At 62.8% G+C, this 23,172-nt stretch carries 24 protein-coding genes; 16 read left to right on the plus strand and 8 right to left on the minus strand.

The features are described from left to right. Nucleotide 1 precedes the first annotated feature (1 nt). The 4 genes from FN835_RS07925 to hisA are packed head-to-tail and all read right to left on the minus strand — an operon-like array spanning nt 2 to nt 2,245. On the minus strand, nt 2-313 hold the full coding sequence (locus tag FN835_RS07925) for a phosphoribosyl-ATP diphosphatase (RefSeq protein ID WP_142662680.1): 312 nt from the start codon (nt 311-313) through the stop codon (nt 2-4). Next, entirely contained in the window at nt 310-1,071 is a 762-nt protein-coding gene (gene hisF, locus FN835_RS07930) for an imidazole glycerol phosphate synthase subunit HisF (RefSeq protein ID WP_142662681.1), read from the minus strand. The genes FN835_RS07925 and hisF overlap by 4 nt, the downstream gene beginning before the upstream one ends. After that, nucleotides 1,065-1,529: a DUF2867 domain-containing protein gene (locus FN835_RS07935; protein ID WP_142662682.1), complete on the minus strand. Its 465-nt coding sequence runs from the start codon at nt 1,527-1,529 to the stop codon at nt 1,065-1,067. Before FN835_RS07935 ends, hisF begins: the two co-directional genes overlap by 7 nt. Then, nucleotides 1,529-2,245, minus strand: a complete 717-nt coding sequence (gene hisA / locus FN835_RS07940; protein WP_142662683.1) for a 1-(5-phosphoribosyl)-5-[(5-phosphoribosylamino)methylideneamino]imidazole-4-carboxamide isomerase — start codon at nt 2,243-2,245, stop codon at nt 1,529-1,531. Before hisA ends, FN835_RS07935 begins: the two co-directional genes overlap by 1 nt. Before the next feature lie 168 nt (nt 2,246-2,413). Here hisA and FN835_RS07945 point away from each other — a divergent pair, with 168 nt between their 5' ends. Next, nucleotides 2,414-2,800: a DUF2147 domain-containing protein gene (locus tag FN835_RS07945; RefSeq protein ID WP_142662684.1), complete on the plus strand. Its 387-nt coding sequence runs from the start codon at nt 2,414-2,416 to the stop codon at nt 2,798-2,800. A 58-nt stretch (nt 2,801-2,858) separates the two neighbouring features. Here the strand turns inward: FN835_RS07945 and hisH are convergent, their stop codons facing one another. Further along, entirely contained in the window at nt 2,859-3,488 is a 630-nt protein-coding gene (gene hisH / locus FN835_RS07950; RefSeq protein ID WP_142662685.1) for an imidazole glycerol phosphate synthase subunit HisH, read from the minus strand. Beyond that, a complete protein-coding gene (hisB, locus tag FN835_RS07955; protein WP_142662686.1) occupies nt 3,488-4,075 on the minus strand; it encodes an imidazoleglycerol-phosphate dehydratase HisB in 588 nt (195 codons plus the stop codon). The genes hisH and hisB overlap by 1 nt, the downstream gene beginning before the upstream one ends. A 184-nt stretch (nt 4,076-4,259) precedes the next feature. On the opposite strand from hisB, the gene FN835_RS07960 reads away from it, so the two are divergent. The 6 genes from FN835_RS07960 (at nt 4,260) to FN835_RS07985 (ending at nt 9,068) form a co-directional block, all read left to right on the plus strand. Further along, nucleotides 4,260-4,790: a hypothetical protein gene (locus FN835_RS07960; RefSeq protein ID WP_185958611.1), complete on the plus strand. Its 531-nt coding sequence runs from the start codon at nt 4,260-4,262 to the stop codon at nt 4,788-4,790. 3 nt (nt 4,791-4,793) lie between these two features. Continuing rightward, complete coding sequence (locus FN835_RS07965; RefSeq protein ID WP_142662687.1) at nt 4,794-5,156, plus strand: cell division protein ZapA; 363 nt, start codon at nt 4,794-4,796, stop codon at nt 5,154-5,156. 306 nt (nt 5,157-5,462) lie between these two features. Continuing rightward, nucleotides 5,463-6,611, plus strand: a complete 1,149-nt coding sequence (locus FN835_RS07970; RefSeq protein WP_246098670.1) for a sulfate ABC transporter substrate-binding protein — start codon at nt 5,463-5,465, stop codon at nt 6,609-6,611. A gap of 3 nt (nt 6,612-6,614) precedes the next feature. After that, nucleotides 6,615-7,460: a sulfate ABC transporter permease subunit CysT gene (cysT, locus tag FN835_RS07975; protein WP_142662688.1), complete on the plus strand. Its 846-nt coding sequence runs from the start codon at nt 6,615-6,617 to the stop codon at nt 7,458-7,460. After that, nucleotides 7,453-8,337, plus strand: a complete 885-nt coding sequence (gene cysW / locus FN835_RS07980) for a sulfate ABC transporter permease subunit CysW (RefSeq protein WP_142662689.1) — start codon at nt 7,453-7,455, stop codon at nt 8,335-8,337. Before cysT ends, cysW begins: the two co-directional genes overlap by 8 nt. Before the next feature lie 11 nt (nt 8,338-8,348). Then, on the plus strand, nt 8,349-9,068 hold the full coding sequence (locus tag FN835_RS07985) for a sulfate/molybdate ABC transporter ATP-binding protein (protein ID WP_185958612.1): 720 nt from the start codon (nt 8,349-8,351) through the stop codon (nt 9,066-9,068). On the opposite strand, the gene FN835_RS07990 is transcribed toward FN835_RS07985, so the two are convergent. Beyond that, on the minus strand, nt 9,065-9,676 hold the full coding sequence (locus FN835_RS07990; protein WP_246098671.1) for a TetR/AcrR family transcriptional regulator: 612 nt from the start codon (nt 9,674-9,676) through the stop codon (nt 9,065-9,067). The genes FN835_RS07985 and FN835_RS07990 overlap by 4 nt on opposite strands. Before the next feature lie 85 nt (nt 9,677-9,761). On the opposite strand from FN835_RS07990, the gene FN835_RS07995 reads away from it, so the two are divergent. Both FN835_RS07995 and carB read left to right on the plus strand, forming a co-directional pair. Further along, complete coding sequence (locus tag FN835_RS07995) at nt 9,762-10,202, plus strand: hypothetical protein (protein ID WP_142662692.1); 441 nt, start codon at nt 9,762-9,764, stop codon at nt 10,200-10,202. A 118-nt stretch (nt 10,203-10,320) separates the two neighbouring features. After that, nucleotides 10,321-13,653 (plus strand): carbamoyl-phosphate synthase large subunit, encoded by a 3,333-nt coding sequence (gene carB, locus FN835_RS08000; RefSeq protein WP_142662693.1) that lies wholly within the window; start codon nt 10,321-10,323, stop codon nt 13,651-13,653. 69 nt (nt 13,654-13,722) lie between these two features. On the opposite strand, the gene FN835_RS08005 is transcribed toward carB, so the two are convergent. Then, complete coding sequence (locus tag FN835_RS08005; RefSeq protein WP_246098672.1) at nt 13,723-15,183, minus strand: APC family permease; 1,461 nt, start codon at nt 15,181-15,183, stop codon at nt 13,723-13,725. 795 nt (nt 15,184-15,978) lie between these two features. On the opposite strand from FN835_RS08005, the gene aroC reads away from it, so the two are divergent. The 7 genes from aroC (at nt 15,979) to phoB (ending at nt 23,130) form a co-directional block, all read left to right on the plus strand. Further along, nucleotides 15,979-17,079 carry a chorismate synthase gene (gene aroC, locus FN835_RS08010; RefSeq protein ID WP_142662694.1) on the plus strand — a complete coding sequence of 367 codons (1,101 nt, stop codon included), beginning with the start codon at nt 15,979-15,981 and terminating at the stop codon, nt 17,077-17,079. 153 nt (nt 17,080-17,232) lie between these two features. Further along, complete coding sequence (locus FN835_RS08015; protein WP_142662695.1) at nt 17,233-18,264, plus strand: substrate-binding domain-containing protein; 1,032 nt, start codon at nt 17,233-17,235, stop codon at nt 18,262-18,264. A 70-nt stretch (nt 18,265-18,334) separates the two neighbouring features. Further along, nucleotides 18,335-19,522: a phosphate ABC transporter permease subunit PstC gene (gene pstC, locus FN835_RS08020; protein WP_142662696.1), complete on the plus strand. Its 1,188-nt coding sequence runs from the start codon at nt 18,335-18,337 to the stop codon at nt 19,520-19,522. Then, nucleotides 19,519-20,871, plus strand: a complete 1,353-nt coding sequence (pstA, locus tag FN835_RS08025; protein WP_142662697.1) for a phosphate ABC transporter permease PstA — start codon at nt 19,519-19,521, stop codon at nt 20,869-20,871. Before pstC ends, pstA begins: the two co-directional genes overlap by 4 nt. A 21-nt stretch (nt 20,872-20,892) precedes the next feature. Beyond that, nucleotides 20,893-21,690, plus strand: a complete 798-nt coding sequence (gene pstB / locus FN835_RS08030; protein ID WP_142662698.1) for a phosphate ABC transporter ATP-binding protein PstB — start codon at nt 20,893-20,895, stop codon at nt 21,688-21,690. A 23-nt stretch (nt 21,691-21,713) separates the two neighbouring features. Then, a complete protein-coding gene (gene phoU, locus FN835_RS08035; protein WP_142662699.1) occupies nt 21,714-22,436 on the plus strand; it encodes a phosphate signaling complex protein PhoU in 723 nt (240 codons plus the stop codon). Between the two features lie 4 nt (nt 22,437-22,440). Beyond that, nucleotides 22,441-23,130, plus strand: coding sequence for a phosphate regulon transcriptional regulator PhoB (gene phoB, locus FN835_RS08040; RefSeq protein ID WP_142662700.1), 690 nt, complete (start codon nt 22,441-22,443; stop codon nt 23,128-23,130). The last annotated feature ends 42 nt before the right edge of the window (nt 23,131-23,172 follow it).

A 23,172-nucleotide genomic window follows, 5' to 3' on the forward strand; every position in this document is an offset into this window, starting at 1 on the left:
TTCATGTCCGTGAAGCCTTTTCCTCGATTCCCGAACGCCCTTCGCGGCGGTCCAGTTCATTTTCCACATCGGCCAGCGTCACATCGCGCGCCGCCAGCATGACCAGCAGGTGATAGATCACGTCCGCCGCTTCGCAGGTCAGGCGGGCGCGGTCGCCCTTGACGGCCTCGATGATCGCCTCGACGGCCTCCTCGCCGAATTTCTCGGCGCATTTCTCGGGGCCTTTGGACAGCAGCTTGGCGGTCCAGCTTGTGTCCGGGTCAGCGCCCTTGCGGGCGGCGATGGTGTCGGCCAGTCGTTGGATACCGCTCATGCCAGCCTCATGGGGATGCCTGCGGCGGCCATGTGTTCCTTGGCCTGACGCACGGTGAAGGTTCCGAAGTGAAAGATCGAGGCCGCCAGAACGGCGCTGGCGTGACCTTCGATCACGCCTTCGGCCAGATGTTCCAACGCGCCGACGCCGCCGGATGCGATGACGGGGATCGATACGGCATCGGCCACGGCGCGGGTCAACGGGATGTTGAAGCCGGATTTGGTGCCGTCGCGGTCCATGCTGGTCAGCAGGATCTCGCCCGCGCCCTTGGCGGCGACGGTGCGGGCGAATTCCACCGCGTCGATGCCGGTGGGCTTGCGCCCGCCATGGGTAAAGATTTCCCATTTGCCGGGCGCGACCGTTTTGGCGTCGATGGCGCAGACAATGCATTGGCTGCCAAAGCGGTCAGCGGCCTCGGCAATGACATCGGGGTTCGCCACGGCGGCCGAGTTGAAGCTGACCTTGTCGGCGCCCGCCAGCAGCAGCGCACGCACGTCATTGTGGCTGCGCACGCCGCCGCCCACGGTCAGCGGCACGAAACAGGCTTCCGCCGTGCGGGTCACCAGATCGAACATGGTGCCACGGTTTTCATGTGTGGCGTGGATGTCCAGAAAGCAGATCTCATCCGCGCCCGCCGCGTCATAGGCGCGGGCGGCTTCGACGGGATCGCCGGCATCCACCAGATCGACAAAGTTCACGCCCTTGACCACGCGACCATCGGCCACGTCCAGACAAGGGATCACACGGGTTTTCAGCATGTTCTTTGGCCTTCCGGGGCGCGCATCAGCCGCGCCATCGCGTTTCGCAGGATCAATATGTGAAATGGCATGACAGCGCAAAGGTAAAGCCTGCCGCCGATATGATGCGGCCCCACCCATGTCGCGCAATGGATGCGGCCATCCGCACGCAGGATCAGGATGCGGAAATCCAGATGCCGGTCGTCAAAGCCCAGCAGCACATGATCGGGGCTTTCAATCTCGGCCGGGAAAAAGCCGTAGGGGCCGGGCTCGCGCGGTTCGACCCGCAGGCCAAAGGGCCGCATCAAGGCATTGCGCAATGCCAGCAGGCGCTTGGCCCAGCCGGGAAATGCGGTGATGATACGCGCAGCCTCGGGCGCGGAAAGGCCCGAGGGCGCGCTGTAGCAATCAAGAAAATCGCCCGGCCTGCGATACCCGTCCAACGGGTTCGGACCGGGCAGGGGACCCTTGCGGATCATCAGGCCAGCGCGCGCAGCGCCTCGCCCAGATTGATCGCGCCGTCATAAAGCGCCCGCCCCGAGATCGCACCCGAAATGACCCGCGTGTCGCGCAGCGCCAGCAGATCCTGCATCGAGCTGACGCCGCCAGACGCGATGACCGAGATATTGACGGCCCGCGCCAGAGCTTCGGTCGCTGCGATATTCGGCCCTTGCATGGCGCCGTCGCGGTCGATGTCGGTATAGATGATGGCGGACACGCCGGCGTCTTCGAACTGGCGGGCCAGATCGACGGCCATCACGTCGGTCTCCTTGGCCCAGCCGCGGGTCGCGACACGGCCGCCGCGGGCGTCGATGCCGACCGCGATCTTTCCGGGAAATGCCAGCGCTGCTTCGCGGACAAGGCTGGGCTGTTCGACCGCCACCGTGCCCAGAATGACGCGGGCCAGACCGCGATCCAGCCAGCTTTCGATGGTGGCCATGTCGCGGATACCGCCGCCAAGCTGGGCGGGAATGTCGGTCGCGGCCAGAATCGCCTCGACCGCTGCGGCGTTCACGGGATGGCCTTCGAAGGCGCCGTTCAGATCGACCAGATGCAGCCATTGCGCACCCGCTTCCTGAAACGCCAGGGCCTGTGCAGCGGGGTCGGTGCCGAAGACGGTCGCCGCCTCCATGTCGCCGCGCAGCAGGCGCACGCAATTGCCGTCCTTGAGGTCGATGGCGGGGTAAAGGATCATCGCATCTCTCCTGTGGTTGGCGCCCCTTTGCCACATGGCGGCAAGATCGGAAAGGGGCCGCAGGGTCGCAGGCTGCGGCCCGCCAACGCCACGTCAGTCTTGATCGCGCCGGGGTTGCAGGCGCATCCTTGTCCTGTCGGGCACGGACCCGCAGGGGGAGGAATCACTATGAAATCTTGGGCTTTCGCCATGATGCTGATGCTGGGCGCGGGTGCTGCGCAAGCCGATGGCATCGGCGGTATCTTCCAGACGCAGGCCAACGATCAGGGCCATGTCGGCATGGTCGAATTCTATGACTGCGGCGGCAAATATTGCGGGCGGCTGGTGAAATCCTTCGACAAGGCAGGCAAGGAAATCAGCTCGGCCCATACTGGCAAGAACATCGTGGCGGGGATGACCGACGATGGCGGCGGCAAATTCTCGGGCGGGACGATCTGGGATCCGGGTGCGGACAAGACCTATAAGTCCAAGATGGTGCTGAACGGCAAGACGCTGAGCGTGTCGGGCTGTGTGGCGGTGTTCTGCAAGACGCAAACATGGACGCAGGTTCGCTGAACCGGGCGCGCCTTCGCCGCCCCCATCCAAGGGGCCGCGAAGGCGAGGGCTTGCGCCCTTAGGGGCGCCAGCGCAGGAAGTTCGCGATGATCCGCAGGCCGACATCCTGCGATTTCTCCGGGTGGAACTGGCAGCCGACAATATTGTCGCGCCCGACCACCGCCGTCACCGCGCTGCCGTAATCCACCGTCGCAAGCAGATGGGCCGGATCGGTCACGTCAAACTGCCAGCTATGCACGAAATAGGCGTGATCGCCGGTCTTGATGCCGTCCAGCACAGGATGCGCGCCATGCACCGTCAGGTCGTTCCAGCCCATATGCGGCACTTTCAGGCCGGGCGCACGGATGGCCTGTATCTGGCCACCGATCCAGCCAAGGCCGGCAGTCTCGCGATATTCGTGCCCGGTTTCGGCCAGCATCTGCATTCCGACGCAGATGCCCATGAAGGGCACGCCGCGCGCGAGCACCGCATCGCGTAGCGCATCGACCATGCCCGGCACCTCGTCCAGAGCCTTGCGGCAGGCGGGGAACGCCCCGTCGCCGGGCAGGACGATCCGGTCGGCGTCGGCCACCGCCTCGGGGTCCGAGGTCACGATGACCTGCGCGCCCACGTCGCGCCCCATCAGCGCGAATGCCTTTTCCGCCGAATGCAGGTTGCCGCTGTCGTAATCGACCAGGGCGACCCGCATCACAACGCGCCCTTGGTCGAGGGCAGCACGCCCGCCATGCGGGGGTCAGGCTCGACCGCTTCGCGCAGCGCGCGGGCGACGGCCTTGAAGGCCGCTTCGGCAATGTGGTGGCTGTTCAGGCCATGCAGGCGGTCCACATGCAGCGTGATGCCGCCATGCGTGGACAGCGCCTGAAAGAATTCGCGCACCAGTTCGGTGTCGAAGGTGCCGATCTTGGCGGTCGGGAAATCGACGTTCCAGATCAGGAACGGCCGCGCCGACAAATCCAGCGCCGCGCGGATCAGCGCGTCATCCATCGCAAGGTGAAAGCTGCCATAGCGGCGAATGCCCTTTTTATCCCCCAGCGCGCGGACCAGAGCCTGACCGATGGCGATGCCGGTATCTTCGACGGTGTGGTGATCGTCGATATGCAGGTCGCCCTTGGCGCGCACCGTCAGGTCGATCAGCGAATGGCGCGACAGTTGGTCCAGCATGTGATCGAAGAACCCGACGCCGGTCTGGTTGTCATAGACGCCGGTGCCGTCAAGGTTCAGCGTGACCTCGATCCGGGTCTCGGCCGTTTCGCGGGTGATGGTGGCGCTGCGCATCTGGCCTCTCTGTCGGTTGTGCTGCCGCCTTATAGGCATGCGCAGGCGATGTGAAAAGCCGCGCGATCGGCGCGAATGCGCGAACGGGCAGGGGTATGGCCCAGCCTTTGCTTGTCATATGGGCGGAGTGATGCCAAAAAGTTACATCACGCCCAAGGACGAGCGACCGAAAGGACCCCGCCCGATGAAAGACGACCTCAACGCCAGCGAAAAGCGGCTGATCGCGGCGCTGGACCGCCTTGACCAGTATATCGACCGCACGGCATCCCGCGCCGCTGTCCCGGCCGATGGCCTGCAGGATGAAAACCGCCGCCTGTCGGATGAGCTTGCCGCGCTGCACGACAAGCAGGCCGCGCTGATCGCGACCTTCGAGACGCGGCTGGCCGAGGCGAATGACCGGCTAAGCGCCGCCAGCGACGAAGCCGCGCGCCTTGCCGCCGCGAACGAGGATCTGGCCCGCGCCAACCGCGCGCTGCTGGAAGGGGTGGATGACGCCCCGCATCAGGCTTTGCAGGCCGAGATCGCGGCTTTGCGCGCGGCCCGCGATGCCGAAGTCGCGCAGATGGGCGACATCGTTGACACGCTGGACCGGATGCTGGGCGCGCCTGCCGCATCCGTGCGCCCCGCAGATACGCCTGCCATCGTGGAAAGCCCGGTCGCGACCGATGCGGCGCTGGAGGACACGCTGGCCGCATCCGAACAGGAAAGGGGCTGACACATGGCCGAGGTCGATTTTTCGATTGGGCACAAGACCTATACGCTGGCCTGCCAGGAGGGCGAGGAGCGGCTGCTGAAACGCGCCGCCGCCCTGCTGGATACTGAGGCGCAGCATATCCTTGAGCAGGCGGGCCGGATGCCTGAACCGCGCCTGCTGCTGCTGGCCGGGTTGATGCTGGCCGAGCGCACGACTGCGTTCGAGGACCGCGCCATCACTGCCGAACGCGAGTTGTCGCGGTTGAAGACCAACCCCGCGCGGGTCGAGGTTCCGGTGGTTCCCGCCAGCCTGTCGGAGGCTATGGCCGAGCTTGCCGCCCGTGCCGAAGCCCTGGCCCAAAAGGCCGAGGAACAACTGCCGGGTTAGTCCGCGCCGTAAAACAAACGTCTAGCTGGCCGCGTTTTCGACCCCGAAAGCGCGGCCAAATTTTTTCAGAATAGACTACGATTCTACGTCGAATTCGCTTCCAGGCGCTGTTTTTGCGCGGCTCAGGTGGTCGAAAAACCCGGTGCTGCAACCGTTTTCTTTCGTATAATAGTATGAAAAATAACAATATTAAAAACGATAGAATTATTCGTCTTTTTTCTTGATATTAACGACTAACTCTGTCGTAATTGTGGACATGAAGCCTTGGCCCGAAAGGCCCGGAACCGAGTTACGAGGAAAGTCGCCATGATCCGCACCATTCGCGTGAACGACACCCAGCTTGCCCATGGACGCGTTGTGCGCCGCCATTTCGATGGCCGCCTGACCGTTCAGGACGGCACCAAGGAACAGACGGGCTACCCGCTGCGTCAGGGCATCCTGTCGCGCTGCCTTGGCTTGGCTGGTCGCCGCACGCTGGCTGCGATCGTGACCGTCAGCGGTCTGGCGCTGCTGGCCGGTGGTCAGGCCCATGCGGAAAACACGCTGCTGAACGTCAGCTATGACCCGACGCGCGAGTTGTATCGCGAAGTGAACGAAGCCTTTGCCGCGAAATGGGAAGCCGAGGGCCACAAGGCGCCGACGATCGAAACCTCGCATGGCGGTTCGGGTGCGCAGGCGCGTTCAGTGATCGACGGCCTGAAAGCGCAGGTTGTCACGCTGGCCTTGGCATCCGACATCGACCAGATCGCCGCCAAGGGCCTGCTGCCCGAGGATTGGCAGTCGCGTCTGCCGCACAACTCGTCGCCTTATACCTCGACCATCGTGTTCCTTGTCCGCGAGGGAAACCCCAAGGGGATCAAGGACTGGAACGACCTGACCAAGGACGGCATCGAGGTCATCACGCCGAACCCAAAAACCTCGGGCGGGGCGCGCTGGAATTATCTGGCGGCATGGGCCTATGCCCAGAAGAACAACCTGGATCCCAAGGAATTCGTGGGCGAGATCTACAAGCACGTCCCCGTGCTGGACAGCGGCGCGCGTGGCTCGACCACGACCTTCACCCAGCGCGAAATCGGCGACGTGCTGCTGGCCTGGGAAAACGAAGCCTATCTGGCGCTGAACGAATTGGGCGACGACCAGTTCGACATCGTGGTTCCCTCGGTTTCGATCCTGGCCGAACCGCCGGTGGCTCTGGTTGACAAGAACATCGCCGACGATGAACAAAAGACGCTGGCCGATGCCTATCTGCAGTTCCTGTATTCGCCCGAAGGGCAGGCGCTGGCCTTCAAACACTATTACCGCGCATGGGATACCAGCGCCGCCAATGCAGACGACGTGGCACGCTTCCCAAAACTGGATCTGGTGACCATCGCCGATTTCGGCGGCTGGAAGAAAGCGCAGCCCGAGCATTTCGGCGATGGCGGCACCTTCGATCAGATCTATAGCGGGAAATAAGCGATGGCGCTGGCGCTCCGCTCTCAAGCTCAGAAATCTCCCATGCCGGGGTTCCGCCTTGGCATGGGGATCACCCTGACGATGCTGTCGGTGATCGTGCTGCTGCCGATCGGGGCGCTGCTGGCGCAAGGCATCAGCTACGGGCCTGCCGGGGTCTGGAACACGGTGAACACGCCCCGCGTCTGGGCCGCGCTTTACCTGTCGTTCCGGCTGGCCTTCTTTGCGGCCGTGTTCAACCTGATTTTCGGCACGCTGCTGGCATGGGTGCTGGCGCGCTACGAATTCCCCGGCCGGCGGCTGGTCGATGCCGTGGTGGACCTGCCCTTTGCGCTGCCGACCGCCGTGGCGGGCATCGCGCTGACCGCGCTTTATGCCCCGAACGGTGTCTTTGGCAGCCTTGCCAAGGCCGCTGGCGGCAAGATCGCCTATACCGAATGGGGCATCCTGATTGCGCTGATCTTCGTCGGCCTGCCCTTTGTCACCCGCACCGTGCAGCCCGTCATCGCGGAAATCGAACGCGAGGTCGAGGAGGCCAGCGCCACGCTGGGCGCCAGCCGCTTTTACACCTTGCGCCGGGTCATCCTGCCCATGCTGCTGCCCGCCGCGCTGACCGGCTTTGCGCTGTCTTTGGCGCGGGCGGTCGGTGAATACGGCTCGGTCATCTTCATCGCGGGCAACCTGCCCATGAAGACCGAGATCGCCCCCCTTCTGATCGTCATCAAGCTGGAAGAGTTCGACTATAACGGCGCGGCGGCCATCGGCATCGCCATGCTGCTGATCTCGTTCTCGATGCTGCTGGTCATCAACCTCATCCAGATCTGGAGCCGCCGGAGAATTGGCCATGTCTGACGCCGCCTTTGACCATACCGATGTCGTGCCGGGCAAATGGCGCCCGGTCGCCGAGGAAAGCCGCACCACCCGCATCGTCCTGATCGCGATTGCGCTTGGCGGGCTTGCGCTGCTGGTCCTTGCCCCCCTTGCCGTGGTCTTTGCCGAGGCGCTGGCCAAGGGGGCGTGGGCCGCCGTCAAGTCGCTGGGATCGCGCGATGCGCGTTCGGCCATTCAACTGACGCTGCTGGTCGCGGCGATCTCAGTCCCGGTCAACGCGGTCTTTGGCATCGCCGCCGCCTGGGTCATCACCAAGTTCGACTTCAAGGGCAAGGCGTTCCTGATCACGCTGATCGACCTGCCGTTTTCGGTGTCGCCGGTCGTCGCGGGTCTGGCGCTGGTCCTGCTGTTCGGCACCAACAGCCTGATCGGCGGCTGGTTGGTCGCCAGCGGCTTTCCGATCATCTTCGCGCTGCCGGGGATCGTGCTGGCCTCGATCTTTGTCACCTTTCCCTTTGTCGCCCGCGAACTGATCCCCGTGATGATCGAACAGGGCCGCGCCGAGGAAGAGGCCGCGCTGACCCTTGGCGCATCGGGCTGGCGGGTGTTTCGCACCGTGACGCTGCCCAACATCAAATGGGCGCTGCTTTACGGTGTTCTGCTGTGCAACGCGCGCGCCATGGGGGAATTCGGGGCCGTTGCCGTCGTCTCGGGGAAAATCCGCGGGCAGACCGCCACCATGCCGATCACCATCGAGATGCTTTACAACGAATACCTGTCCGTCGCCGCCTTCAGCATGGCCGCCGTTCTGGCCCTGCTGGCGCTGATCACCCTTGCGCTGAAAACCGCGCTGGAATGGCGTCATGCCGACCAGCTTGCAGCAACCCGTCGCCATTAAAAGGTTCCATCATGCATATCGAGATCGACGAGATCGCCAAGCAATTCGGTTCCACCACGGCGCTGCACCCGGTCAGCCTGCCGATCCCTTCGGGTGCGCTGGTCGCGCTGCTGGGGCCGTCGGGTTCGGGCAAGACGACGCTGCTGCGCATTCTGGGCGGGCTGGAATTCCCGTCCTCGGGGCGGGTGCTGTTTGACGGCAAGGACGCGACGGGCCTGTCGGTGCAGGAACGTCAGGCGGGCTTCGTGTTCCAAAGCTATGCGCTGTTTCGCCACATGACGGTGTTTGAAAACATCGCCTATGGCCTGCGCGCCCGCCCACGCCGCAACCGCCCGCCCGAGGCCGAGATTCAGCGCCGCGTCACCAAGCTGCTGGAGCTGATCCAGCTGCCGCAGATCGCGAAGCGTTTCCCGAACCAGCTTTCGGGCGGTCAGCGTCAGCGCGTGGCTTTGGCCCGTGCGCTGGCGATCGAGCCGCGGATGCTGCTGCTGGACGAACCCTTCGGCGCGCTGGATGCCCGCGTGCGCAAGGAATTGCGTCAGGGGCTGCGCGACATCCACGACAATACCGGCCTGACCACCGTTTTCGTGACGCATGATCAGGACGAGGCGATGGAGCTGGCCGATCTGGTGGTCGTGATGTCGATGGGCAAAATCGAACAGGTGGGCCGTCCGCAGGACATCCGCGCCCGTCCTGCCACGCCTTTCGTGCGGGAATTCATCGACGCCTAAGCCCGGATCTGCAGGATATACAGCCCAAGGGCGCGCATTGCCGCGTCCTTGGGATTTTCCCTGTCGTGCCATTCGGGGAAATGCCCGTCCGCCGCCATCCGCGCCAGACCATAGACAAAGGCCCGCGCGCCCAGAACCAGATAATCCAGATCCTGCCCCGCGCGCAAAGCCCCGTCAGCCTGCGCGCGGCCCAGCAATTCGACCATCAGAGCGCGCAGCGCGGCATTGTCGCGGCGCAAGGTCTGGGAACTGTCGAAATCGATCAATGTGCGCGAACTGATCACCATGAAATGCGTGGGATTGTCGATGGCCCAGTTCAGATAACCGCGTCCGATCGCCTCGAACCCTTGCAGCGGATCGTCCCCGGCTTGTTCCAATGCTGTATCCACCGCCTGACGCAGCCGCGCCATGGCCTGTTCGGCCACCGCCGTCAGCAGCGCCGTCTTGGAGGCGAAATGCCGGAACGGCGCACCGGCAGAGACGCCCGACCGCTTGGCCGCCTCGCGGATCGAGACATGCTCGACGCCTTTTTCCTCGATGATGGCGACGGTCGCGGCCAGCAGGGTCTCGACCAGATTGCCGTGGTGATAGGGGCGGTCATCCGTCATCGGCATTCCTTTGTAATCACCGTTTACTTAGCGCGAAACTGTGGGCAAGGTAAAGTAATCAGCGATTACATGAATGGAATCAGCCATGCTGCGACTGTCCCTGACCCTGACCCTGCTTGTCCTGACCAACCCGGCGATTGCGCAGGACGCGCCGCGCCTGTCGATCAAGTGGCCGCCTGCGGGTGCGACCGTGCCTTTGGGCGCTGATCCCGAACGTGCCGTCGGCATCGTCGTGGACACCAATATTGCGCTGAAACCCGCCGGAACCTGTCAAGGCGATCCTGCCTGCGGCCACATCCACATGAAGATCGATCCCGATGGGGATAGCTGCAACATACCGGGCCGCCCCTATAACAGCATGAACAGCGACACGGGCGGTGATCTGGTCAAGGCGCGTTTCGGCCATTGCCCGGCACCTGCGGGCCGGCATGTCATCGGGATCCTGCTGGCCGACGACCATCATCGCCCGATCCTTGTAGATGGGAAACCCGTGACCGCGCTGGTCGAGGTCCAGACCACGGATTGACGCAAGGGCAGGGGCGGCGCATCTTTTCCGCCGCCCCCGTGCCGCACACCCTTGCGCCGCTGCCTGCCATGGCTATAACCCCGGTCGATTTACCTGCCGCCAGCCCGAGGATGCCGCCATGCCCAAAAGAACCGATATCAAATCCATCCTGATCATCGGCGCGGGGCCCATCGTCATCGGGCAAGCCTGCGAATTCGACTATTCCGGCGCACAGGCTTGCAAGGCGCTGCGCGAAGAAGGTTATCGGGTCATCCTTGTGAACTCGAACCCCGCGACGATCATGACCGACCCGGAAATGGCCGACGCGACCTATATCGAACCGATCACCCCCGAGATGGTCGAAAAGATCATCGCCAAGGAACGCCCCGATGCGCTGTTGCCGACGATGGGCGGGCAGACGGGTCTGAACACCGCGCTGGCGCTGGCCGATATGGGCGTGCTGAACCGCTACGGCGTGGAACTGATCGGCGCACAACGCGCCGCCATCGAGATGGCCGAGGACCGCAAACTGTTCCGCGAAGCGATGGACCGCATCGGGCTGGAAAACCCCCGCGCCACCATCGTCGCCGCACCTAAGCTGCCGAACGGCAAATACGACATCGGCGCGGGTATCGCGCAGGCGCTGAACGATCTGGAAGATATCGGCCTGCCCGCGATCATTCGCCCCGCCTTCACGCTGGGCGGCACGGGCGGCGGCGTCGCCTATAATCGCGACGATTACGAACGCATCGTGCGCTCGGGGCTGGAAGCGTCCCCGGTGGCGCAGGTGCTGGTCGATGAATCGCTGCTGGGCTGGAAGGAATACGAATTCGAAGTGGTGCGCGACCGCGCTGACAACGCCATCATCGTCTGTTCCATCGAGAACGTGGACCCGATGGGCGTGCATACCGGCGACAGCATCACCGTCGCTCCGGCGCTGACCCTGACCGACCGGGAATACCAGCGGATGCGGAACGGCTCGATTGCGGTGCTGCGCGAGATCGGCGTGGAAACCGGTGGGTCCAACGTGCAATGGGCCGTGAACCCCAAGGACGGCCGCATGGTCGTGATCGAGATGAACCCGCGCGTGTCGCGGTCCTCGGCGCTGGCGTCCAAGGCCACCGGCTTCCCGATTGCGAAAATCGCCGCCAAGCTGGCCGTCGGCTATACGCTGGACGAACTGGACAACGACATCACCAAGGTCACGCCCGCCAGTTTCGAGCCGTCCATCGACTATGTGGTCACCAAGATCCCGCGTTTCGCGTTCGAGAAATTCCCCGGATCGAAGCCCGAGCTGACCACCGCGATGAAATCCGTGGGCGAGGTCATGGCGATCGGCCGCACCTTCCACGAATCGCTGCAAAAGGCGCTGACCTCGATGGAGAACGGGCTGACCGGCCTTGACGACATCGAAATTCCCGGCGCGCCCGAGAAATCGGCCGTGGTCAAGGCGATCAGCGCCCAGACCCCCGACCGCCTGCGCCTGATCGCGCAGGCCATGCGCCACGGCCTGTCCGATGATGAAATCGGCCATGCCACCGCCTTTGATCCGTGGTTCCTGTCCCGCCTGCGCGAGATCGTCGATGCCGAAGCTGGCGTGATCGCCAATGGTCTGCCCGCAGACTTGGACGGTCTGCGCCATCTGAAGATGATGGGCTTTACCGATGCGCGTCTGGCCACGTTGTCGGCGCAATCGGAAACCGCCGTGCGCAAGGCACGTCGCGGCCATGACCTGCACCCGGTCTTCAAGCGCATCGACACCTGTGCCGCCGAGTTCGAGGCGCAGACGCCCTATATGTATTCGACCTATGAAGCCCCCGCGATGGGCGACGTGGAAAACGAGGCCCGCCCCAGCGACCGCAAGAAGGTCGTCATCCTTGGTGGCGGTCCGAACCGGATCGGGCAGGGGATCGAGTTCGACTATTGCTGCTGCCATGCCTGCTTCGCGCTGACCAAGGCCGGCTATGAAACCATCATGGTCAACTGCAACCCGGAAACGGTCTCGACCGATTACGACACCTCGGACCGGCTGTATTTCGAACCGCTGACGCTGGAACACGTGCTGGAAATCCTGCGGATCGAGCAGGAAAACGGCACGCTGCACGGCGTCATCGTGCAGTTCGGTGGCCAGACGCCCCTGAAACTGGCCAATGCGCTTGAGGCCGAGGGTATCCCGATTTTGGGCACCACCCCCGACGCCATCGACCTGGCCGAGGATCGTGAGCGTTTCCAGAAGCTGCTGAACGACCTGAACCTGAAACAGCCGGTGAACGGCATCGCCAGCACCGACACGCAGGCGCTGGAAATCGCCGAAAGCGTCGGCTTCCCGCTGGTCATCCGCCCCAGCTATGTGCTGGGCGGTCGCGGCATGGAAATCGTGCGCGATATGGACCATCTGAAGCGCTATATCCGCGAAGCGGTGCAGGTTTCGGGTGACAGCCCCGTGCTGCTGGACAGCTATCTGACCGGCGCGATCGAGGTGGATGTGGACGCGCTGTCGGACGGCGAAACCGTTCATGTCGCGGGCATCATGGAACATATCGAGGAAGCGGGCGTCCATTCCGGCGACAGCGCCTGTTCGCTGCCCCCCCACACGCTGGACGCCGAAACCGTGGCCGAACTGAAGCGCCAGACCGTTGCCATGGCCAAGGCGCTGAACGTCGTCGGTCTGATGAACGTGCAATTCGCGCTGAAAGACGGCGCGATCTATGTGCTTGAGGTGAACCCGCGCGCGTCCCGCACCGTGCCCTTTGTCGCGAAAGCCACTGACAGCGCCATCGCATCCATCGCCGCGCGGCTGATGGCCGGGGAACCCATGTCGAATTTCCCCGCCCGCGCCGCCTATCCCGAAGGCGTGGCCCCCGAGGATGATCTGCCGCTGGCCGATCCGCTGACGCTGGCCGATCCGAACACGCCCTGGTTCAGCGTCAAGGAGGCGGTGCTGCCCTTTGCCCGTTTCCCCGGCGTCGATACGCTGCTGGGGCCAGAGATGCGCTCGACCGGCGAAGTCATGGGCTGGGACCGCAACTTTGCCCGCGCCTTCCTGAAGGCGCAGATGGGCGCTGGCACGCAGCTTCCGCATGAAGGTCTGGTGTTCATCTCGGTCAAGGATGCCGACAAGTCCGAGGCGCTGGCATCGGCTGCGCGCGATCTGACCGCGATGGGCTTCAAGCTGATCGCGACGGGTGGCACGGCCAACTTCCTGCGCGGCGCAGGGGTGGAAACGGATCTGGTCAACAAGGTCTATGAAGGCCGCCCGAACATCGTGGATCGTCTGAAAAACGGCGAGATCGTGATGGTCCTGAACACGACCGAGGGGGCGCAGGCCATTGCCGACTCGCGCGAGATCCGCGCCGTCGCGCTGAACGACAAGATCCCCTATTACACCACCGCTGCGGGCAGCATCGCTGCCGTCGCCGCGATCAAATCGCGTGGCGAGGGTGAAGTGGGCGTGCGGTCGCTGCAGGCGTGATCGCTGCCTTGGCAAACTGAACGAAAAAGGCCTCTCATCCGAGAGGCCTTTTGCTTTTGCGGATGCCCGTCAGTTCCGGGGCGAGTCGCCGTGATGCGATGACATGTCGTCGATATGGCTCATGTCGCCGGGACGGTGCGTGCTGCGGTTCCAGATATAGGTGGCGATCCACAGGATGATGCCGATGCCCAGAAGCCATGCGGCGACGCGATACTGGCCCATCTGCGCCTCGCTTCGGGCCCAGGGGCCGACAAGGAATGCGCAGGTGATCGCGCCGATCCAGGGCAGGAAGGCTGGCGTGCGGAAATGTTCATGCTCGACCGGATGCTTGCGCAGCACCAAAAGCGAGATGTTCACGATGGTGAACACAGCCAGCAGCAACAACGATGTCGTGCCGCCCAGCAGGCTGACCGCAGGCGTGGCGGAACGGGTGACGACGAAATAGATCAGCCCGAATGCCAACAGGGTGGTGAAGATGATCGCCACCCATGGCGTGCGGCGTTCGTGATGCACCAGCCCCAGCGCGTGGGGCAGAACCCGCTGACGGGCAAGACCGTAAAGCAGGCGGCTGGCCATCAGCATATTGATCAGCGCCGAGTTCGCGACAGCAAACATGCCGATGAACGGGAAGATTTTGTCAAAGGGCAGTCCGGGCGCGCCCGCGCGCACGACCTGCGTCAGGGCTGAGCCGTTATCGGGGTTGGAAAGCTGACCGACCGGCACCAACGCCACCGCGCAGATCGCGACCAGCACATAGATGACGCCGGTGATCGCAAGGCCCGTCAGCATGATCCGCGGAAAGATGCGAACCGGGTCTTTGACCTCTTCGGCCATGTTGACCGAATCCTCGAATCCCACCATCGCGAAAAAGGCCAACGCGGTCGCCGCCGTCAACGCCATGAATGCGCCCTTTTCGTCGGCAGAGCGGAAGATCATCACCTCGGTAAAGTCGGCGCGACCCTGGGACATGGCGTAAAAGCCGATGAAGATGACCATCAGCAGGCCCGACAATTCCACCAGCGTCAGAACGACGTTGGCTTTTACGCTTTCGCCGACACCGCGAAAGTTGATCAGCGCGACCAGTGCCATGAAGCCAAGCGCAAGTATCAGGATGCCGCTGCCATCCTTGGCAAAGCCAAGGCCGAAGCCGTCATTCAGAAAGCCCGCAAAGGCGTTCGACGCGGTCGAGGCCGAGGTGATCCCGGAACACATCACCGTAAATGCGACTAGGAATGTCAGGAAGTGGATGCCAAAGGCGCGGTGGGTGTATAGCGCTGCACCGGCAGCCTGCGGATAGCGCGTCACCAGCTCAAGATACGACATGGCGGTGATCGTCGCGACAAGGAATGCTACAAGGAAGGGTGCCCATGCCGCACCACCAACCTCACCCGCGACGGTGCCGGTCAGGGCATAGACGCCCGTGCCCAGAATGTCGCCGACGATGAATAGCAGCAGCAGCTTTGGTCCCATCACGCGCTTCAGCTCGGGCTGATGCGGCGTGCCCGGTTCGGTTTGGGTCTTGGCCGTCATGATGTCCCCCTGTTGGACCTAACAGGGGTTATACGTCCGGCGCGTTGAAATCGTTCCCTGAGCGGGAACTTTCATCCGCCGATGCTGTTGCCAAAGCCGCGCGCGAAATAGGGAAAGGGCGCGGGTGTCTCCGGCCCGCGCCCTCCCGAGTTGCTTTGCCCGCACCCCACCACAAGCACGGAAAAGCAACTGTTCCGATGCGATCGTTACGATCCGGTCATGCCCGTCAACCCGCAATTGGTCGAACCGAGTGCTGCAACCCCGAAAGTCGGTCGCGCGTGTCGGTAGCACTGGGCAACAGGAACGTCTGAACGCCGCCCGAAATATTTACCACGGACCACTACTAGTGGTTGAGTAGAAAAAAGGAAATGCATGATTCCTATGACTCTCGCTTTGGTATCCAACCACTTGCGGCTGGTCGACATCCAGTTCGCGCATCCGGGCCTTTGCTGGCCTTTCCCTCTACAGCTACCAACGTGCGCCGCCAAGGGCCGGTTCGCAAGCTTCCCGACCAAATTGTAGAAATTCTGGAACCTGCTGTTGCGAAATCCGCCGACAGGTCCGTTTTTTTGCGCCTTGGTTTGAAAGGACAATACAAACATTCCGCTTAGGGCATTTGACCGTTTTGTCACTATCCCGCCATACCGTGAATAGCCCGTGAATCGCGCTAGCAATTTGATCATGTGGTAAAATATTGCCGCGATCGATTCGCGCGTGCGATTCGCCGCCTGAATATGCATTTTCCGTTGCCTGACCACCTATGTCCGGCTATCGCAGGCAAAAAGGGCAGGAAAGATGAGCTTCAACACCTTCGGTCGGGTCTTCACGTTCACCACATGGGGCGAAAGCCACGGTCCTGCGCTGGGGGCGACGGTCGATGGTTGCCCGCCGGGTGTCGCGCTGGACGAAGCCTTTATCCAGCAATTTCTGGATCGTCGCCGTCCGGGCACGTCGAAGTTCACCACGCAGCGTCAGGAACCTGATCAGGTGCGCATTCTGTCGGGCGTGTTCGAAGGCAAAACCACAGGCACGCCGATCCAGCTGATGATCGAAAATACCGATCAGCGCAGCAAGGATTACGGCGACATCGCGCAGGCGTTCCGGCCCGGTCACGCCGACATCACCTATCACATGAAATACGGCCTGCGTGACTATCGCGGGGGCGGGCGCTCCAGCGCGCGGGAAACGGCGGCGCGGGTCGCTGCGGGTGGCATCGCACATGCGGTCCTGCGCGATCTTGCGCCCCAGCTGACGATCACGGGCTACATGGTGCAGATGGGGACGCTGCATCTGGACCGCGCGAATTTCGATGCCGAGGAGATCGGCAACAATCCGTTTTTCCTGCCCGACGCCTCGGCGGTGCCCGCGTGGGAGGACTATCTGAACGGCATCCGCAAGGATCAGAACAGCGTCGGCGCGGCGTTGGAAGTGTTGATCCGGGGATGCCCCGCGGGTCTTGGCGCGCCGATCTATGCCAAGCTCGACACCGATCTGGCGGCAGCGATGATGTCGATCAACGCGGTCAAAGGCGTCGAGATCGGCGAGGGTATGGCTTCGGCCGCGCTGACCGGCACCGATAACGCCGATGAGATCCGCATGGGCAATGACGGCCCGCGTTATCTGTCGAACCACGCAGGCGGCATTCTGGGCGGGATTTCCACGGGGCAGGACATCGTGGTGCGCTTCGCGGTCAAGCCGACCAGTTCGATCCTGACCCCGCGCCGCACCATCAATCAGCGCGGCGAGGAAATCGAGCTGATCACCAAGGGTCGTCACGACCCCTGCGTCGGCATCCGCGCAGTGCCCATCGCCGAGGCAATGGCGGCCTGCGTGATTCTGGACCACCTGCTTTTGGACCGCGCTCAAACGGGCGGGACACGCGGCCGAATCGGTTGACATCCAGGCCGCGGCGCCTGTTTCCACAGACAATTTTTGCGAATTCGGCATTGTCGCAACCTTGTTACATTCCTGACGCATAAGCGTCGCATCCGGCCTCTAAGGGGTCGGGCAGGCCGCTACCGGCCCCATGGAAATGTCAGGAGTGATCCTATGAAATCCGCGAAACTCGCCGTATCGGCCCTCGCAATCATCGCCGCTTCGGCGACCGTCGCCGCTGCCCGTGACCAGGTCCAGGTCTCGGGTTCTTCGACCGTTCTGCCCTATTCGACCATCGTCGCCGAAGCTTTCGGCGAAAACTCGGACTTCCCGACCCCCGTCGTGGAATCGGGCGGTTCTTCGGCTGGTCTGAAGAAATTCTGCGAAGGCGTTGGTGAAAACACCATCGACATCGCCAACTCGTCGCGTCCGATCAAATCGTCGGAGGTCGAAGCCTGTAAGGCCAACGGCGTTGCCGACATCATGGAAGTTCGCATCGGCTACGATGGCATCGTGTTCGCCAACGACATCGCTGGCGCCGATTTCCAATACACCGCTTCGGACTGGTTCAACGCTCTGGCCGCTCAGGTCGTCGTTGACGGCAAAGTCGTCGCGAACCCCTATACCAAATGGAACGAAATCCGCGCCGAGCTGCCGGACCAGGAAATCCTGGCTTTCGTTCCGGGCACCAAGCACGGCACCCGTGAAGTGTTCGAAGAAAAAGTGATCCACGCTGGTTGTGAAGAGTCGGGCGCTGCCGAAATCTTCAACAAAGAGCTGGGCGAAGAAAAAGGCGGCGAAGCCTGTGGCGCGCTGCGCACCGATGGCAAGTCGGTCGACATCGACGGTGACTACACCGAGACTCTGGCCCGCATCCAGTCGGCCAAGAACGGTATCGGCGTGTTCGGTCTGTCGTTCTACGAAAACAACACCGACAAGCTGAAAGTCGGCACCTTTGCTGGCGTCGCACCGTCGACCGAAACCATCGCGAAAGGCGAATACGCCGTTTCGCGTCCGCTGTTCTTCTACGTGAAGAAAGCGCATATCGGTGAAATCGCCGGCCTGAAAGAGTTCGTCGAATTCTTCGTGTCGGACGAAATGGCTGGCCCGGAAGGCCCGCTGGCCGCTTACGGTCTGGTTTCGGACCCGGCGCTGGCTGACGTGCAAAAAGCCGTTGCCGACGAAACCGTCATGGCTGCGAACTAATTCGCTGCCGGCTGGCGCGGGGCCATGACGGTCCCGCGCCTCTTCTCCCCTCCCATTCCCCGAGGCTCACATGCCTGTCACCTGGACCCTGCTGCTTGTCCTGGCTTTGGCAGTTGCCGGTTATTTCATCGGTCGCTCCCGTGTTCTTTCCGCAGCTGGTGGCGATAGCCGCCGTCTGCATTCGCGCACCAGCTACTATGGCTGGAACGTCGCGCTGTTTACCGCCGTGCCGGCGCTGTTTCTGATTGGAATCTGGAGCATCGCCAAACCTGCCAGCGGCACCGTCCTTGCTGTCGTTGCGCTGATCATGGCTGCCGTGGGTATGGGCTTCAACCTGATGCGGACGACGCCGGATTTCCGCGCGCGCAACGCCGTTGAAACCTTCGTGCGCTATTTGCTGATCCTGTGCTCGATGATCGCCATCGCGACCACCGCCGGGATCGTGTTCTCGATGGTGTTCGAGACGAGCAACTTCTTCAAACAATACTCGTGGACCGAGTTCTTCTTTGGCAGCACCTGGTCGCCCCGCTTTGGTGGTGGTTCGCAGCTGGGCATCCTGCCGCTGGTCTGGGGCACGCTGTATATCTCGTTCATCGCGCTTGCCGTTTCGATCCCGATCGGCCTGTTCGCCGCGATCTACATGTCCGAATACGCCTCGCCCCGTCTGCGCAGCTTCGCGAAACCCGCGATCGAGGTGCTGGCCGGTATCCCGACCATCGTCTATGGTCTGTTCGCGCTGGTGACCGTCGGTCCGATGCTGCGCGACTATTTCGCGCAACCGCTGGGGCTGGGCAGCTCGGGGTCGTCCGTGATGACCGCCGGTCTGGTCATGGGCATCATGCTGATCCCGTTCGTCAGCTCGCTGTCCGATGACATCATCAACGCCGTGCCGCAATCCATGCGCGACGGTGCCTTGGGTCTGGGCTCGACGCCTTCGGAAACCGTGCGCAAGGTGGTTCTGCCCGCCGCGCTTCCGGGCATCGTCGGTGCGATCCTGCTGGCCGCATCGCGCGCCATCGGTGAAACCATGATCGTGGTGCTGGGGGCAGGGGCCGCCGCACAAATGAGCATGAACCCATTCGAGGCGATGACGACGATCACCGTCAAGATCGTCAGCCAGCTGACCGGCGATACCGATTTCGCCGCGCCTGAAACGCTGGTCGCATTCGCCCTGGGCATCACCCTTTTCGTCGTCACGCTGGGCCTGAACATCGTCGCCCTTTACGTCGTGCGTAAATACCGGGAGCAGTACGAATGACAGACGCAACCTTTCCCGTGTCCAGCGCGCCTGCCGCAAAAAGCTCGCTTCTGGTCGTCGATGCCCGCACCCGCAAGCGCAATGCCGCAGAAGCCCGTTTTCGTGCCTATGGTCTTGGCGCGATCCTGATCTCGGTGGCGCTGCTGGTCATCCTGATGTTCACGATCTTTCGTGACGGGACCGGCGCATTCCGCCAGACCTATTTGGAGATCCCGGTTACGTTGGACGCCGCCCAGCTGGACAAGGTCGGCAACCGCGACCCCGAGGATCTGAAGAAAGTCCTGACCACCAGCTATGGCAAGATCCTTGAGAACTCGCTGCAACAGGCGATTACCTCGAACGGGATCAACGTCGAAGGTCTGTCCGGCCCTGACGTGGCCAACCTGATCTCGAAAGAGGCGTCGGCCCAGCTGCGCAACCGCGTGTTGGCCAATCCCGATCTGGTGGGTCAGACTGTTGACGCCCGCGTGCTGACCAACGGTCGCGTGGACGGCTATTACAAAGGCCGCGTCACCATGGAAACGGCGGCGCGTGACAGCAATACCTCTCCGGCGCAGCTGCAACTTGCGGACGCGCTGAAGGAAAAAGGGCTGATCGCCACCGAATGGAACTGGTCGTTCCTGACCATGCCCGACGCCTCGGATCAACGTCCCGAAGCGGCCGGTGTCGGCATCGCCATCCTCGGTTCGCTTTACATGATGCTGGTCGTGCTGGTTCTGGCCGTGCCGATCGGTGTCGCAGCCTCGATCTATCTTGAGGAATTCGCGCCCAAGAACCGCCTGACCGACATCATCGAGGTGAACATCTCGAACCTGGCCGCCGTGCCGTCGATCGTGTTCGGTATCCTTGGTCTGGCCGCTTTCATCAACGTCGCAGGCCTGCCGCAATCGGCGCCCATCGTCGGCGGTCTGGTTCTGACGCTGATGACGCTGCCGACCATCATCATCGCCACCCGCGCGGCGCTGAAGGCGGTCCCGCCGTCGATCCGCGATGCGGCACTGGGTGTTGGCGCGTCCAAGATGCAGTCGGTGTTCCACCACGTCCTGCCGCTGGCCATGCCGGGCATCCTGACCGGCACCATCATCGGTCTGGCACAGGCGCTGGGTGAAACCGCCCCGCTGCTGCTGATCGGTATGGTGGCCTTTGTCCGCAACTTCCCCGGCGCTCCGCCGGAAGGTCTGATGGACCCCGCCTCGGCTCTGCCGGTTCAGGTCTATAACTGGACCCAGCGCGCCGACCCCGCATTCTTCGAACGTGCCTCGGGAGCGATCATCGTCTTGCTGGTCTTCCTGCTGTGTATGAACCTTTTCGCCATCTTCCTGCGCCGCAAGTTCGAGCGCCGCTGGTAAAGCCAGGAAGGAGTTACCATTATGAACGACATGAGCAAAGTGGAGCGCACCGTGAGCCAAACGGACATCAAGATTTCGGCCCGTAAGGTTCAGGTGTATTACGGCGACAAGCACGCGATCAAAGACGTGGACGTGGACATTCTGGACAAGACGGTCACCGCCTTCATCGGCCCGTCGGGTTGCGGCAAGTCGACCTTCCTGCGCTGCCTGAACCGGATGAACGACACGATCGACATCAGCCGCGTCGAAGGCAAGATCATGCTGGACGGCGAAGACATCTACGACAAGCGCGTCGATCCGGTGCAGCTGCGCGCCAAGGTCGGCATGGTGTTCCAGAAACCGAACCCCTTCCCGAAGTCGATCTATGACAACGTGGCTTACGGTCCCCGCATCCACGGTCTGGCCCGCAACCGCGCCGAGCTGGACGAGATCGTCGAAAAATCGCTGCGCGGGGCCGCGCTGTGGAATGAGGTCAAGGACCGTCTGGCCGAGCCGGGCACGGGCCTGTCGGGTGGTCAGCAACAGCGTCTGTGCATCGCTCGCGCCGTGGCGACCCAGCCGGAAGTCCTGCTGATGGACGAACCCTGTTCGGCACTGGACCCGATCGCAACCAGCCAGGTTGAGGAACTGATCGACCAGCTGCGCACCGAGTTCTCGGTCGTGATCGTGACGCACTCGATGCAGCAGGCAGCGCGTGTCAGCCAGAAAACGGCTTTCTTCCATCTGGGCAACCTTGTGGAATACGATGACACCGACACCATCTTTACCCGTCCGCAAGACCCGCGCACGGAAAGCTACATCTCGGGCCGCATCGGCTGATCCTGTCTCGGAAAGGACATATCATGAATACCGAACGGCATATCATGTCGGCCTTTGACCGTGACCTGGAGACCGTCCAGGCACTGGTCGTCAAGATGGGTGGCATGGTCGAAAGCGCGATCCATGACGCGGCAATCGCGCTGGAAACCCGCGATGAGGAACTGGCCGAAAACGTCCGCCGCCGCGACAAGGCCGTGGATGAGCTGGAAGTCCAGATCAACGAAGAAGCGGCGCGTCTGATCGCGCTGCGTGCGCCGACCGCGACCGACCTGCGCACCGTGCTGACCGTGATCAAGATCTCGGGCATTCTTGAACGTGTGGGCGATTACTCCAAGAACATCGCGAAACGCAGCCATGTTCTGGTGCATATGCCCGCCGTCGAAAGCTCGGGCATGGCGCTGCGCCGCATGTCGGCCACCGTCGAAGGCATGATGAAAGACGCGCTGGACGCTTATATCCAGCGCGACGCAGCACTGGCGACTGACGTTCGCAACCGCGATCTGGAAGTCGATCAGATGTATAACGCGCTGTTCCGCGAATTCCTGACCTACATGATGGAAGACCCGCGCAACATCACGGCCTGTATGCACCTGCATTTCATCGCCAAGAACATCGAACGGATGGGTGACCACGCCACCGGTATCGCCGAGCAGGTAATCTATCTGGCCACCGGCCAACTGCCCGACGATTCGCGCCCGAAAAGCGACAGCGTGACCCGTGCCACCCTGAACGAAGGCGAGGACTGAACTAATGGCTCAGGCGCAACCCTGCGTGCTGGTGGTCGAGGATGAAGGCGCGCAACGCGAGGTGTTGAAATACAACCTCGAAGCCGAGGGTTTCTCGGTCGTGCTCGCCGAAAACGGTGACGAGGCAATGCTTCTCGTTGCCGAAGAACAGCCCGATCTGATCGTGCTCGACTGGATGCTGCCCAATGTCAGCGGCATCGAAATCTGTCGTCGCGTCAAGGCCGACCCGCATACCCGCCAGATCCCCATCATCATGCTCTCGGCCCGCTCGGAAGAGGTGGACCGGGTGCGTGGGTTGGAAACCGGCGCGGACGATTATGTGGTGAAACCCTATTCAGTGGTTGAGCTGATGGCCCGGTTGCGCACGCAATTGCGCCGGACCCGTCCTGCCTCGATGGGTGAACGCCTGAGCTATGGCGACATCATTCTGGACGCCGGCGAACATCGGGTGTTCCGCGCCGGTCTGGCGCTGCATCTGGGTCCGACTGAATTCCGGCTGCTGTCCACGCTGATGGAGAAGCCCGGTCGGGTCTGGACGCGCGAACAGCTGCTGGATCGGGTCTGGGGTCGCGACATCTATGTCGATACCCGCACGATTGATGTGCATGTCGGCAGGCTGCGCAAAGCGCTGATGGTGAATGGCGGCGACAATCCCGTTCGCACCGTTCGCGGCACGGGTTACGCGCTCGGCTGATCCGGATCTTCTGAAAACGAAAAAGCCGCGGGTCTTGCCCGC

Origin of the sequence: Paracoccus laeviglucosivorans (genome assembly GCF_900182695.1) — a bacterium.
GTDB classification, from domain to species: domain Bacteria; phylum Pseudomonadota; class Alphaproteobacteria; order Rhodobacterales; family Rhodobacteraceae; genus Paracoccus; species Paracoccus laeviglucosivorans.